The following is a 13,317-nucleotide window of genomic DNA, read 5'->3' as shown; positions in this document are numbered from 1 at the left end:
CCACTTTCAAGGAAATCGCCATGACTGCCACTCCCCGCCGCGCCCTGCTCGTCATTGACGCTCAGAACGAATACTTTACCGGCACGCTACCGATCGAATACCCGCCAGTGACTACTTCGCTGCCCAATATCATGCTGGCGATGGACACGGCCAGCGCCAACGGCGTGCCGGTGATCGTGGTGCAACACGCCACCCCGGCTGGCGCGCCGGTATTTGCCACCGGTTCGCCGGGCTGGGAACTGCACCCGGATGTGGCCGCGCGCAAGGTAGACCACTACCTGCAAAAAGCCCAGGCCAGCGTATTTGCCGGCACCGACCTGGCCGAATGGCTGCGGGCGCACCAGATCGACACCTTGACCATCGTCGGCTACATGACCCACAACTGCGATGCAGCCTCGATCTACCACGCGGCGCATGTGGGCTTGAAGGTTGAGTTTCTGGCGGATGCGAGCGGATCGCTGCCCTATGAGAACGCGGCCGGCAAGGCCAGCGCGGAAGAAATCCACCGCGTGTTCAGCGTGGTGTTCCACTCGAGCTTTGCGGCGGTGGCAACCACCGCTGCGTGGGTGGCTGCCGTCAACCACGGCGTGGGGCTGGAGATGGACAATATCGTCATGTCCAACCAGCGCACAAGGAAGTAAATCTCCCGGCGCAGACAGTGCATGGGTACTGCAAGACGCTGCAACGACGTCGTGCGCGCTTTCAAACAGCCGCTATACCTGCATGTTCATGATGTCGTGATAGGCGGTCACCAACTTGTTACGCACCTGGATTGCGGCCTGGAAGTTGATGCTCGACTTTTGCATCGTGATCATCAAATCCGACAGGCTCACGCTGTCGTCGCCCATGGCGAAGCGCTTGCCCATCTCGCTCGACTTGACCTGGGCCGCGTTGACCGAGTCGAGCGCGGTTTTCAGCGCGTCCGAAAACTCGGCCTTCGGTGCGGCCACCGTTTCGGTCTGCACCACGGGCGGCGTCAGTTGCGGGCGCGTGGCGTGCGCCTTCAACTGCGCGATCATCGACTGGATCTGGCTGCTATCGATTCCACCTGTTCTCATTTCCACTCCTGTTTATCTCGGTGTTGCTTTCACGAAACAAATTTCACGTTTTGTCCCGGTGCGGCGTTACAATAGGCATGCCGCTGTGGCAGAGGTTCGCCTTTATTCAGAGCTGACAGATTACCAAGAGCCTGGCAAGCACTCTCGTCCGAGCAAGACCGGAAAGAGCGCTCTGTTCACGCGATTGAATTGCCCAGGGTCAAGCAATAATAGGCATCACTCCCACGTACCCGGAATTTAACCATCATGGCCGTAGCCGAACCACTCGACCCTACCAATGCGCCGCCCGCAGCCGACGACGGCGCCGAACGCCTGCCGTTCCTGCAAACGCCGATGGGCCGCAACGTGCTGCGCGGCGCAGCGGCGGCCGCGATCGTGGCGGTGCTGATCGGCCTGTACCTGTGGAACAAGGCGCCCGACTACGGCGTGCTGTTTTCCAACTACACCGACCGCGACGGCGGCGCCATCACGGCCGAGCTCGACAAACTCAACATCAAGCACAAGTTTTCCGAGAACGGCACGGCCATCCTGGTACCGACCGAACAAGTCCATGATGCGCGGCTGAAACTGGCCGCACTGGGATTGCCGAAAGGCGGCAACGTCGGCTTCGAGCTGATGGAAAATCAAAAACTGGGCGTATCGCAATTCCTCGAACAGGTCAACTACCAGCGCGCGCTCGAAGGGGAGCTGGCGCGCTCGATCCAGTCGCTGGCCGCCGTGGAAAACGCGCGCGTCCACCTGGCGCTGCCGAAACCGTCCGTATTCGTGCGCGACCAGCAAAAGCCGACTGCCTCGGTGCTGCTGACCTTGCACCCGAACCGCATGCTCGACCCGCTGCAAACGGCCGCCATCGTCCACCTGGTGGCGTCGAGCGTGCCGGAACTGATGCCGGCCAACGTTACCGTGGTGGACCAGGCCGGCAACCTGATTTCGGACCAGAACAAGAAATCGGGTCTGAACGCCAAGAACATGGATGAAACGCAGCTCAAGTATGTCAAGGACATGCAGACGCAGATCATCAAGCAGGTCGAATCGATCATCATCCCGATCGTCGGCGAAAACAATGTGCGCGCCGAAGCGACCGCCGACGTCGATTTCTCGCAGATCGAACAGGCCGCCGAAACCTACAAGCCGAACTCGCCGCCGGCCGCCTCGGCCATCCGCAGCCAGCAAAGCACGGAAACCAACGGCGGCGCCCCTGCCAACCCGGGCGGCATTCCCGGCGCGCTGTCGAACCAGCCGCCGGGCACGGCTACCGCGCCGCTCGACCAGATCGCCGGTGGCGCCGGCGCCGTGCCGCCCGCCCCCGGCACGCCGCCCGGCACCAACGCCAACACGGCCGCCTCGCCCACCCACAAGGAATCGACCACCAATTACGAAGTGGACAAGACTGTGCGCTACGAGTCGCGCGGCATGGGCGGCCTGCGCCGCCTGACGGTGGCGGTGGCGGTGAACTACAAGCGCATGGTCGATAAGGACGGCAAAGTCACGATCAAGGCCTATACTCCTGAAGAGATGGCCAAGATCAATGACCTGGTGAAGCAGGCGATGGGTTACAACCAGGAGCGCGGCGATGCCGTGAGCGTGGCCAACTCGCCGTTCGACGGCGTTGACCGGCCGTTCGAGGCGCCGCTCGACTGGTGGCGCGATCCGGCCAATTTGCCGATGGCCAAGGACCTGGCCAAGTTCCTGATCACGGCCCTGATCTTGCTGTATATCGTGCTGCGCATCGTGCGCCCGATGATGCGGCCCGTGTTCAAGAAAATCGACGAGATCAATACGCCGGAGCCGGAGCCGGAAGTGCCGGAGGAAGTCATCGAGGAAGGCCCGGACGAGGCGCTCATTGCCGAAGAAGAATTGCGCAAGATGGAAGAGACCACCGTGCGCTCGTACCGCGAAAACCTCGCCATGGCGAAAAAACTGGCGGTCGAAGACCCCCGTATCGTTGCCAACATCATCAAGGAATGGATAGGCGCAAATGACTGAGAATACCGGACTGCAAAAAGCGGCCATCCTGATGCTGGCCATGGGCGAGAGCGAAGCGGCCGAAGTGATGAAATTCCTCGGACCGCGCGAAGTGCTGAAACTCGGCGCCGCCATGGCCACCATGAAAAACGTGCCGCACGAAGAAGTGGTGGGCACGCTGGAAAACTTCCGCGACATGGTGGCGGCTGCGTCCACCGTGGGTCTCGATTCCGACGAGTACATCCGCCAGGTGCTGACCAAGGCGCTGGGCGACGACAAGGCATCGGTGCTGCTGTCGCGCATCTTGGGCGGCAAGGATGCGTCCGGCATCGAATCGCTGAAATGGATGGATTCGCAATCGGTAGCCGAGCTGATCCGCAACGAACACCCGCAGATCATTGCCACCATCCTGGTCCACCTAGAGCGCGACCAGGCCTGCGAAATCCTCAGCCACTTCACCGACCGCCTGCGCAACGACGCGGTGCTGCGCATCGCCACCCTGGACGGCGTGCAGCCGGCCGCGCTGCGCGAACTGAACGACGTGCTGACCAAGCTGCTGTCCGGTAACGAGAACATCAAGAAATCGTCGCTGGGCGGCGTGCGCACGGCGGCCGAGATCCTCAACTTCATGAGCGGCGAGCAGGAAAGTTCGGTGATGGACAACATCAAGAACTACGACAACGACATGGCGCAGAAAATCATGGACGAGATGTTCGTGTTCGACAACGTGATCGATATCGACGACCGCGGTATCCAGCTGCTGCTGCGCGAGGTGCAGTCGGAAATGCTGATCATCGCCCTGAAAGGCGCCTCGCAGGAATTGCGCGAGAAGATATTCAAGAACATGTCGGCGCGCGCCAGCGAAATGATGCGCGAAGACCTCGAATCCAAAGGCCCGGTCCGGCTGTCGGAAGTGGAAAGCCAGCAAAAGCAGATACTGCAGATCGTGCGCCGCCTGGCCGACGAAGGACAGATCGTCCTCGGCGGCAAGGGCGAAGATTCATTCGTATAATTAATTCATGTCCACCATACCAAGAGAAAAGCAGACTGCATTCCAGCGCTGGGAAATGACCTCGTTTGGCGACGAACGCCCGAGCGTGGTCGCCGAGCGCGAGGCCGAACAGCGTGCGCACGCCGCCGAGCAAGCCCGCCACGACGCCGAACAGCGCGTGTACGAACAAATCGAAGCGCAACAGGAACTGGCCGACATCGGCCCGCCTGTGCCGCCACCGATCGTCTATCCCACCGTCGAGGAACTCGAGGCGATCCGCGAGGAAGCACGCACGTCCGGCTACGAGGAAGGCCACGAAGCCGGCCACGCCGACGGCCACAAGAAAGCGCTGGACGCCGGCAAAAAAGTCACCGACGAAGCGCTCGAACACGTGCGCGCACTGGCCGACAGCTTTTCCACTGCGCTGCGCGAGGCCGATCAATTGATCGCCAACGACGTGCTGGAACTGGCGCTGCAACTGGCCAAGGGCATGCTCAAAAGCGCCCTGCCCGCCAAGCCCGAACTGATCATCCCCATCGTGCGCGAAGCCATTGAATACCTGCCCGTGTTGCAACAGCCTGCGCTGCTGGTGCTGCACCCGGACGATGCCGAGGTCGTCAAGGCCGGCATCGGCGAGGAGCTGACCAAGGGCGGCTGGCGCGTGGTGATCGACGCCAGCATCGGCCGTGGCGGCTGCAAGGTCGATACCGCCAGCAACCAGATCGACGCCACCGCCGCCGCCCGCTGGGAACGCCTGACCCACGCGCTGGGCAAGGACATCGGCTGGCTGGACTGACATGAGCGCCGACATTCCCACGCCCGATACCACCGACGCTGCGCAACATCCGGCCGAAGGCCTGATCCTGCCTCCCGACGAATTGCCGGCCGACTTGCAAACCCATCTGCAGCCGGGGCTTGAGCAATTGCTCGATGGCGACCAGGAAGATGACATTGCCCCGACCGCCCCGCCGGCAGCGCCGCCGGCAAAAAATCCCCACGCCAGCCGCTGGCAAGCCTATCTCGGCGACTGCAACGCGCTGGTCGGTTTCGTGGAACCGATGCAGGTATCGGGCCGCGTGACCCGCGTGGCCGGGCTGGTGATGGAAGCGGTGGGCCTGCGCCTGGCCGTGGGCGCCGCCTGCACCGTGCCGTTGCCGTCGGGCGGCAAGATCGAGGCGGAAGTGGTCGGCTTCGAAGGCGACAAATTATTCCTGATGCCGCAAAGCGATGTCGAGGGCGTGGTGCCCGGCACCCGGGTATTCCCGGTGGAGCCGGCGATTCCGCGCCCCGGCACCGTCAACCACCCGCGCCGCCGCCCCAGCGACCGCGCCCGTCATTTACCGGTCGGGCCCGAACTGCTGGGCCGGGTACTGGATGCGGCCGGCCGCCCGCTCGACGGCCTGGGCCCGCTCAACGCGTCCGACAGTGCACCGATCAATACCCGCCCCGCCAACCCGCTGGGCCGCGCGCCGATTGTCGATACGCTCGACGTGGGCGTGCGCTCGATCAACGCCATGCTGACCGTCGGCCGCGGCCAGCGCATGGGCCTGTTTGCGGGATCCGGCGTCGGTAAATCCGTGTTGCTGGGCATGATGGCGCGCTACACCGAGGCCGACATCATCGTCGTCGGGCTGATCGGCGAACGCGGTCGTGAAGTCAAGGAGTTCATCGAGCAGATCCTCGGTGCGGAAGGCCTGGCCCGCTCGGTCGTGGTGGCGGCCCCGGCCGACACGCCACCGCTGATGCGCCTGCAGGGTGCGGCGTATTCCACCGCGATTGCCGAGCACTTCCGCGACAAGGGCATGAACGTGCTGTTGATCATGGACTCACTGACCCGCTATGCCATGGCGCAGCGCGAAATCGCGCTGGCCATCGGCGAGCCGCCAGCGACCAAGGGCTATCCGCCGTCGGTGTTTGCCAAGCTGCCAGTGTTGGTGGAACGGGCCGGCAACGGCGAACTGGGCGGCGGCTCGATCACGGCGTTCTACACCGTGCTGACCGAGGGCGACGACCAGCAGGATCCGATCGCCGACTCGGCCCGGGCCATCCTGGACGGCCACATCGTGCTCAACCGCCGCCTGGCCGAGGCTGGCCATTACCCGGCCATCGACATCGAGCAATCGATCAGCCGCGCCATGCATTCGATCACGCCGCACGAGCACCAGCAGCGCGCGCGCCGGCTGAAACAGTTGTTTTCACGATACGAACGCAGCCGTGACCTGATCAGCGTGGGGGCGTATGCTTCGGGTACCGACCCGGTGCTGGACCAGGCCATCGTGCTGCACGACAAGATCGAGCAATTCCTGCAACAGCAGATCACCGAAAGGGTGACTATGGACGAGAGCTTGGGGCAACTTACCACGCTGTTCAACTGATTGACGGCTCCGGCCGAGACCTATAATCGGAGTCATTATGGCTTCCAAAGCACAACTCGAAACCCTGATCGACCTGGCCCGCCGCGAAACCGACGATGCCGCCAAGCGCCTGGGCGCCTCGCTCAAAGCGGTGGACGAGGCGCGGCAAAAGCACGAGATGCTGGTCGGCTACCGCGAAGAATACGTCAACCGTTTTCAGGAAGCGCAAGCGGCCGGCATCACGCCCATGGCTTACCGCAACTTCCAGGCCTTCATGGACAAGCTGGACGTGGCCGTCAAGGGTCAGCATGACGCGATCACGCGCGCCGAACAGCGCAGCAACCAGGAAAAGCTGGCCTGGCAGACGGCCGAGCGTAAGCGCGTCTCGTACTCGACCCTGAACGAGCGCGCCGATGCTGCCGCGCTCAAGCTGGAAAACAAGCGCGACCAGAAGCAGATGGATGAACATGCAGCACGCCAGGCGTTCTACAAGCGCTGATTTCTCACGACACCACCCGGTCCACCATGCAAAACGCCCCACTTCCATCGGTCAATGCCAGCAAGGCAGCCAACCTGCCCAAGGTCAACACCAACCCGGGCGCTGGCAGCAGCAACGATGCTTTCAAGCAAGCCTTGTCGCAACAGCTCGAGCAGCGCCAGACCATGAAAAATGCCGAGACTCGGGCTGCCGAGCGCCAGGCGACCACCAAGACGGCCCGGCAAGAGCAGCCGATCGACCACAGCGCCCCGCCCAAGCCGGCCGAGCATGCCCGCCGGGCCGCCGGCGCCGGCCAGAAAGAGGCCCCGAAATCCGCCAACAATGACGCCAAGAATGACGTCAATGAGCGCGCCGCCAGCGATGCCGAGGCCGCGCACGCGGCCGATCCGGTGGCCGACATGCTGACCCTGGTGGCAGCCTTCAACCAGCGCACCGATGCCAGTGCGGCCAGTGCCGACGCCGACGCTGCCCTGGCGGGTGCTGGTGGCGCGGCGGCAAGCGCCGTCGATGCCGCCACCCTGGCCGTATTGACCGCCGCCGAAGCCGGCACCGACACCGCCGAACAGTTGCCCGACACCGAATTCCAGGCTGCACTGGGCAGCGCCGCCGATACCTTGCCCGCTGCCAGCAGCGCCGACGCCGAAGCCCTGCTCACCGCTGGCGGCGCCGACACCGACACCCCGCCCGCTGCCGGCAGCGCCGATGCCGCCAGTACCCCGATCCCGCCGCGCGCGGAACTGGCCGGCGACGCCGCGCCGGCCAAGCACGCCCAAGGCACCTTTAGGCCAGCAGTCGAAGCGAAGACCGATGCGTCCGCCGACACGTCCGCCATCAGTGCCACCAGCGCCACCCAGCACGCGCCAGGCACCGAACTCCCACCAAAAGTCGAGGCCGGCAGCTTCGGCCAGCAATTGGCCACCGTCGGCGCACGTGTCGATGCCCATGCCGAAGCGGACGCAGCACTGGCCGCCAAGGAAGCCGCATCCGCCACGCCGGCCACGCTGGCAGCGGCCGGCGCGGCCCCTGGCGCCAATGCACTGGAGCTGGCCAAGGTGGCCACGCCGGCCACCACGCTGTACAGCCGCGTGGGCACGCCCGCATGGGACCAGCAACTGGGCCAGAAAGTGATCTTCATGGCCGCCGGCGGCGAACAGAGCGCCACCATGGAGCTCAATCCGCCCGACCTGGGGCCGTTGCAGGTGGTCCTGAGCGTGAACAAGGATCAAGCCACCGCTGCCTTCACCTCGGCCGCGCCGGAAGTACGCCAGGCGCTGGAAGCGGCCCTGCCCAGGCTGCGCGAGATGATGGGCGAAGCCGGTATCACACTGGGCAATGCCACCGTCTCGTCAGGCGCCGGGCAGCAGGCTGCCGGCCAGCGCGCCGGCAGCAGCGATGGCAATCGCGGTGGCAGTGGCCGGGGCGGCGCGGCCGGCGACGATGGCGCCGAGGTGGCGCGCACCGTCACCACCCGGCGCTTGCCGAGCGGTGCGGTCGATACCTTCGCCTGACCCCGGGTCCAGCGATCCGGCGATCCGGGGGGCGAGCGGGCCGTCATCACAGGTTTTGTTGCATGTTCCGCCATGGAAACACCGAGCAGGTGGGCGTTCGCCCCTCTTTTCGCTCGATCTTGCTGCGCAGGCACAACCGATAATGACATAATGGCGGAACCGATTTAACACCCAGGGGCAATTTTTTGAAAGCGAACCCAAAAATGAAGGCTGATCAGAAAGTGGATGCGCCGGCAGGCGGCGGCAGCAAGAAGCTGATCATCATCATCGTGGCGGTGTTGCTGGTGCTGGGCGCCGGCGGCGGTGGCGCAGCGTGGTATTTCATGCACAACAGTGGCGATGCGCACGAGGAAGAAGCGCCGGCCAAGAAAAAGAAGAAGGAAAAGAAAGCCGGTCCACCGGAATATTTGCCGGTCGATCCGTTCACGGTCAACCTGCAGCCGGGTGAAGACGGCGCCGAGCAATACCTGCAACTGGCGTTCACGCTGGAAGTGGGCAGCGCCGAAGAAAAGGAAAACCTCAAGGTCAATATGGCCAAGGTGCGCAGCCGGGTGCTCTTGCTGTTGTCGAGCAAGCGCGCGGCCGACATCAACACGCCCGAAGGCAAGATGCAGCTGGCCAAGGAAATCGTCGAGCAAACCAGCGAGCCGCTGGAGCAGCGCGGCGACAAGCAGGACGTTGTCGATGTGTTGTTTACCGCGTTCATCATTCAGTAAGTAGTGTCACCACAGCGAAGCAGGCAGTCACACCATGGCCGATAATTTTCTCTCCCAGGAAGAAGTCGATGCCCTTCTGAAGGGCGTCAACGGCGACCAGGACGATGCCCAGGCGCAGGAAGATGTCGCGGGCGTCCGCACGTATAACCTGGCCACCCAGGAACGCATCGTCCGGGGCCGCATGCCGACCCTGGAAATTATCAACGAGCGCTTCGCGCGCCTGTTGCGCGTGGGCCTGTTCAACTTCCTGCGCCGCAGCGCCGAAGTGTCGGTGGGCTCGGTGCGGGTGTCCAAGTACAGCGAATTCATCCGCAACCTGGTGGTCCCCACCAACCTCAACCTGATACATATCAAGCCGCTACGCGGCACGGCCCTGATGGTGTTCGATCCGGGCCTGGTGTTCCTGCTGGTGGACAACCTGTTCGGCGGCGACGGCCGCTTCCACACGCGCGTGGAAGGCCGCGACTTTACCCAGACCGAGCAGCGCATCATCCTGCGCATCCTCGACATCGTGTTCGAGGCTTACACCAAGTCATGGGAACCGGTGTACCCGGTCGAGTTCGAATACATCCGGTCCGAGATGAACACCCAGTTCGCCAACATCGCCACCCCGAACGAGGTGGTGGTGGCATCGACCTTCACGGTGGAGCTCGGTTCCGTGTCGGGCCAGATCCACTTCTGCATGCCGTACTCGATGATCGAGCCGATCCGCGATTCGCTGACCTCGAGCCTGCAGGGCGAGGCGCTGGAAGTCGATAAGCGCTGGATCCGCCTGATGACGCAGCAAATCCAGATCGCCGAAGTGGAACTGGTGGCCTCGCTGGGCACGGCCAAGGTCAACTTCGACGAAATCCTGAACATGCGCGTGGGCGACATCATCCCGCTGCAAATACCGGAGTTTATTTCCGCTACCGTGGACGGCGTGCCGGTCATGGATTGCAGCTATGGCGTGATGAACGGCCAGTACGCGCTCAAGGTGGAAAAACTGCTGGCCAATACCGATCACTTCAAATAACACACCATGCCGGCGCCCTGGCCCCTGGCCGCGCCGGTAACCGCTACACAGGAGAGCAACATGTCGGACAATCAAGACGACCAAATGGATGACCCATGGGGCGCGGCCATCGCCGAGCAGGCCGAGGCGGAAGCCGCGGCACTGGCGGCACAGCAGGCGCAACAGGCAGCCAGCGCGGCCGTCTTCAAGGATTTTTCTGGCACGCCCAGCAAGACCGAAACCCATAACGATATCGACTTCATCCTCGACATCCCGGTCCAGCTGACGGTCGAACTGGGCCGCACCAAGATCGCCATCAAGAACCTGCTGCAACTGGCGCAGGGTTCGGTGGTGGAACTCGACGGCATGGCCGGTGAGCCGATGGACGTGCTGGTCAACGGCTGCCTGATCGCCCAGGGCGAGGTGGTGGTGGTGAACGACAAGTTCGGTATCCGCCTGACCGACATCATCACGCCTTCCGAACGTATCCGAAAACTCAATAAATGAAGCAGACCTCCGTCTCGCCACTGGCATCCCTCATCTCGACAGCCGCGCTGGCGGCACTGGCCGCCATGGCCACCCTGGCCGGCGCACCGGCGCTGGCCCAGCAAGCGGCGCCCGCCGCGGCCAAACCGGCACCGGCGGCGGCATCCGCCGCACCGGCCATTGCACCAGCAGCGGCTCCGGCCGCTACAACAGCAGCGCCGGACTATGCACCCGCAACGGCCCCAGCCGCTATCCCGGCAGCACCGGCCAGCTCAACTGCTACCTCCCCGGGCAACGATCCCGCTGCCGATGCGGCGACCGTGCCCGCCACTACAGCCACCGCCAACGACACCACCACCGCCCCCAATCCGGCCCGCGCGCCGCTGGGCGTGCCAGCCGCGCCGTACTCCAACGCCGCTACCGGCGGCGGCCTGATGCAGACCACCTTTGCACTGGCCTTTGTCATCGCCCTGCTGCTGGGCGGCGCCTGGGTGCTCAAGCGCTTCGGTCCGCGCAGCTTTGGCGGCGGCAACAACACGGTCAAGCTGGTGGGCGCGCTCAGCGTGGGCGCGCGCGAACGCATCATCGTGGTGGAAGTGGGTGAACAATGGATCGTGGTGGGCGCCTCGCCCGGCCGCATGAACGCGCTGGCCACGATGGCGCGCCAGGAAGCGCCGGAAGTCGTCCCCGGCAGCCAGCCGATGGCGGCGCCAGCCAATTTCGCTGACTGGATCAAGCACACCATCGATAAACGCAACAACAGCAAGCAATGATGTATTCAAAGCACAGCCGTAATCGCAACATCATCACCGGGCTGCTCGTGGGCGGCGCGCTGGCGCTGCCGCTGCTGGCCGCCGCGCAATCGAGCGTGGGCATTCCCGCCCTGAACGCCACCCCGGCGCCGGGCGGCGGCACCAACTACACGCTGCCGCTGCAGACCATGCTGTTGATGACGGCGCTGAGCTTCATCCCGGCCGCGCTGCTGCTCATGACCTGCTTTACCCGCATCATCATCGTGCTGTCGCTGCTGCGCCAGGCACTGGGCACGCAATCGGCGCCGCCGAACCAGGTAATGGTGGGGCTGGCGCTGTTCCTGACCCTGTTCGTCATGGGGCCGACGTTCGACAAGATCTACAACGAAGCCTACCTGCCGCTGCAGGAAAGCAAGATCAACATGAGCGAGGCGCTCGACAAGGGCGCCGCGCCCTTGAAAGCCTTCATGCTCAAGCAGACCCGTCAGGCCGACCTGGCGCTGTTCGCCAAGCTGTCGCGCACGCCGGCCATGCAGGGACCGGAAGACGTGCCGCTGCGCATCCTGGTGCCGGCGTTTGTGACCAGCGAACTGAAGACCGCGTTCCAGATCGGCTTTGCCATCTTCATCCCGTTCCTGATCATCGACATGGTGGTGGCGTCGGTGCTGATGGCGATGGGGATGATGATGATGTCGCCGGCCGTGATTTCGCTGCCGTTCAAGCTGATGCTGTTCGTGCTGGTCGATGGCTGGCAACTGCTGCTCGGCTCGCTGGCCCAGAGCTTTTACTAGGGGAACGCGATGACACCGGAAAGCGTGATGACCCTGGGCCGCCATGCGATGGAAGTGACCCTGATGATTGCCGCGCCGATGCTGCTGGTCGCGCTGGTGATCGGCCTGATCGTCAGTATTTTTCAGGCCGCCACCCAGATCAATGAATCGACCCTCTCCTTCATTCCGAAGCTGGTCGGCGTGTTCGTGGCGCTGGTGGTGGCCGGGCCGTGGATGTTGTCGATCATGCTCGACTACATGCGCGAAGTGTTCGGCGGCATTCCCAACCTGGTTGGCTAGTTCGCGCAGTACCGATGATCACCCTCTCCAGCACCGACCTCAATATGTGGATCGCCGGGCTGCTGTGGCCGCTCACGCGCATCCTCGGCATGATCGCGGCCGCCCCCATCTTCGGCAATAGCGCAGTACCGGCACGCGTCAAGGTCATGCTGGGCGTGCTGCTGGCGATGATCATCGCTCCCACCGTGCCAGCTGCCCCGGCCGTGGAACCGCTGTCGTGGGCCGGCCTGTTGATCCTGGTGCAGGAAATGCTGGTGGGCGTGGCGATCGGTTTTACCATCCGCGTGATCTTCGCGGCGGTGGAGATGGCCGGCGAGATTTCCAGCCTGACCATGGGCCTGGGCTTTGCCACGTTTTTCGATCCCAACACGCGCGGGCGCTCGTCGGCGATCAGCCAGTTCCTGTCGCTGGTGGCCACCCTGGCCTTCCTGTCGGTGAACGCCCACCTGGTGCTGTTGTCGGTGCTGGTGGAAAGTTTTTCCAGCTTGCCGATCTCGGCCACGCCGATCTATAGCGGCGGTTTTAAACAGATGGCCGACTGGGGCGGCACCGTGTTCAGTACCGGCGTGCAATTGTCGATGCCGATCGTGACGGCGCTGCTGCTCACCAACGTTGCGCTGGGCATCCTGACGCGCGCCGCGCCCGCCCTGAACCTGTTCGGCATCGGCTTCCCGATCACGCTCGGTGTCGGCCTGCTGGTGGTGGCGATGACCCTGCCCTACCTGGTGATGCCGATGCAAAACTTGTTCTTGAACGGCATCGAACATGCCCGCCTGATGCCGCGCACCTGGCACGAACGGGTGCCGCCGGTGGTGCCGGTGCCGCCTGCGCCGGTACTGCCAGGGCCGCAAATACCGGCCCCCGCCAACCCGGCGCCGCCCACCGCGCCCGCACCTGCGCTTCGATAGGCCTAGCCCGGTTGTC

The 13,317-nt window shown here is 64.1% G+C and carries 15 protein-coding genes; 14 read left to right on the top strand and 1 reads right to left on the bottom strand.

All coding sequences use genetic code 11. The features are described 5' to 3' along the window. Positions 1-20: 20 nt before the first annotated feature. A complete protein-coding gene (locus SR858_RS05055; protein ID WP_019922822.1) occupies positions 21-641 on the top strand; it encodes a cysteine hydrolase family protein in 621 nt (206 codons plus the stop codon). A 72-nt stretch (positions 642-713) separates the two neighbouring features. On the opposite strand, the gene fliE is transcribed toward SR858_RS05055, so the two are convergent. Further along, positions 714-1,058 carry a flagellar hook-basal body complex protein FliE gene (gene fliE / locus SR858_RS05050; protein ID WP_026637454.1) on the bottom strand — a complete coding sequence of 115 codons (345 nt, stop codon included), beginning with the start codon at positions 1,056-1,058 and terminating at the stop codon, positions 714-716. Between the two features lie 246 nt (positions 1,059-1,304). Here fliE and fliF point away from each other — a divergent pair, with 246 nt between their 5' ends. From fliF to fliR, 13 genes are all read left to right on the top strand, one after another. Beyond that, on the top strand, positions 1,305-3,044 hold the full coding sequence (gene fliF / locus SR858_RS05045; protein ID WP_019922824.1) for a flagellar basal-body MS-ring/collar protein FliF: 1,740 nt from the start codon (positions 1,305-1,307) through the stop codon (positions 3,042-3,044). Then, positions 3,037-4,035, top strand: coding sequence for a flagellar motor switch protein FliG (fliG, locus tag SR858_RS05040; RefSeq protein ID WP_019922825.1), 999 nt, complete (start codon positions 3,037-3,039; stop codon positions 4,033-4,035). Before fliF ends, fliG begins: the two co-directional genes overlap by 8 nt. Positions 4,036-4,042: 7 nt before the next feature. After that, on the top strand, positions 4,043-4,810 hold the full coding sequence (locus SR858_RS05035; protein WP_026637455.1) for a flagellar assembly protein FliH: 768 nt from the start codon (positions 4,043-4,045) through the stop codon (positions 4,808-4,810). Position 4,811: 1 nt separating this feature from the next. Continuing rightward, a complete protein-coding gene (gene fliI / locus SR858_RS05030) occupies positions 4,812-6,389 on the top strand; it encodes a flagellar protein export ATPase FliI (protein ID WP_019922827.1) in 1,578 nt (525 codons plus the stop codon). Between the two features lie 37 nt (positions 6,390-6,426). Next, positions 6,427-6,867: a flagellar export protein FliJ gene (gene fliJ, locus SR858_RS05025; protein WP_019922828.1), complete on the top strand. Its 441-nt coding sequence runs from the start codon at positions 6,427-6,429 to the stop codon at positions 6,865-6,867. A gap of 26 nt (positions 6,868-6,893) precedes the next feature. After that, positions 6,894-8,375 (top strand): flagellar hook-length control protein FliK, encoded by a 1,482-nt coding sequence (locus SR858_RS05020; protein WP_019922829.1) that lies wholly within the window; start codon positions 6,894-6,896, stop codon positions 8,373-8,375. Between the two features lie 203 nt (positions 8,376-8,578). Continuing rightward, a complete protein-coding gene (gene fliL / locus SR858_RS05015) occupies positions 8,579-9,091 on the top strand; it encodes a flagellar basal body-associated protein FliL (RefSeq protein WP_019922830.1) in 513 nt (170 codons plus the stop codon). Positions 9,092-9,125: 34 nt separating this feature from the next. After that, the gene (gene fliM / locus SR858_RS05010; RefSeq protein WP_019922831.1) at positions 9,126-10,106 is read left to right on the top strand and encodes a flagellar motor switch protein FliM; all 981 of its coding nucleotides are present in this window, start codon (positions 9,126-9,128) and stop codon (positions 10,104-10,106) included. A gap of 60 nt (positions 10,107-10,166) precedes the next feature. Further along, entirely contained in the window at positions 10,167-10,592 is a 426-nt protein-coding gene (fliN, locus tag SR858_RS05005; RefSeq protein WP_019922832.1) for a flagellar motor switch protein FliN, read from the top strand. Beyond that, positions 10,589-11,344, top strand: a complete 756-nt coding sequence (fliO, locus tag SR858_RS05000) for a flagellar biosynthetic protein FliO (protein ID WP_019922833.1) — start codon at positions 10,589-10,591, stop codon at positions 11,342-11,344. The genes fliN and fliO overlap by 4 nt, the downstream gene beginning before the upstream one ends. Further along, positions 11,344-12,114 (top strand): flagellar type III secretion system pore protein FliP, encoded by a 771-nt coding sequence (fliP, locus tag SR858_RS04995; RefSeq protein WP_019922834.1) that lies wholly within the window; start codon positions 11,344-11,346, stop codon positions 12,112-12,114. The genes fliO and fliP overlap by 1 nt, the downstream gene beginning before the upstream one ends. Positions 12,115-12,123: 9 nt before the next feature. Continuing rightward, positions 12,124-12,393, top strand: coding sequence for a flagellar biosynthesis protein FliQ (gene fliQ, locus SR858_RS04990; RefSeq protein WP_026637458.1), 270 nt, complete (start codon positions 12,124-12,126; stop codon positions 12,391-12,393). Between the two features lie 14 nt (positions 12,394-12,407). After that, a complete protein-coding gene (gene fliR, locus SR858_RS04985; RefSeq protein ID WP_019922836.1) occupies positions 12,408-13,301 on the top strand; it encodes a flagellar biosynthetic protein FliR in 894 nt (297 codons plus the stop codon). The last annotated feature ends 16 nt before the right edge of the window (positions 13,302-13,317 follow it).

It is taken from the genome of Duganella zoogloeoides (genome assembly GCF_034479515.1).
Taxonomy (GTDB): domain Bacteria; phylum Pseudomonadota; class Gammaproteobacteria; order Burkholderiales; family Burkholderiaceae_D; genus Rugamonas; species Rugamonas zoogloeoides.
This window is presented reverse-complemented; position numbering and strand designations above follow the sequence as displayed.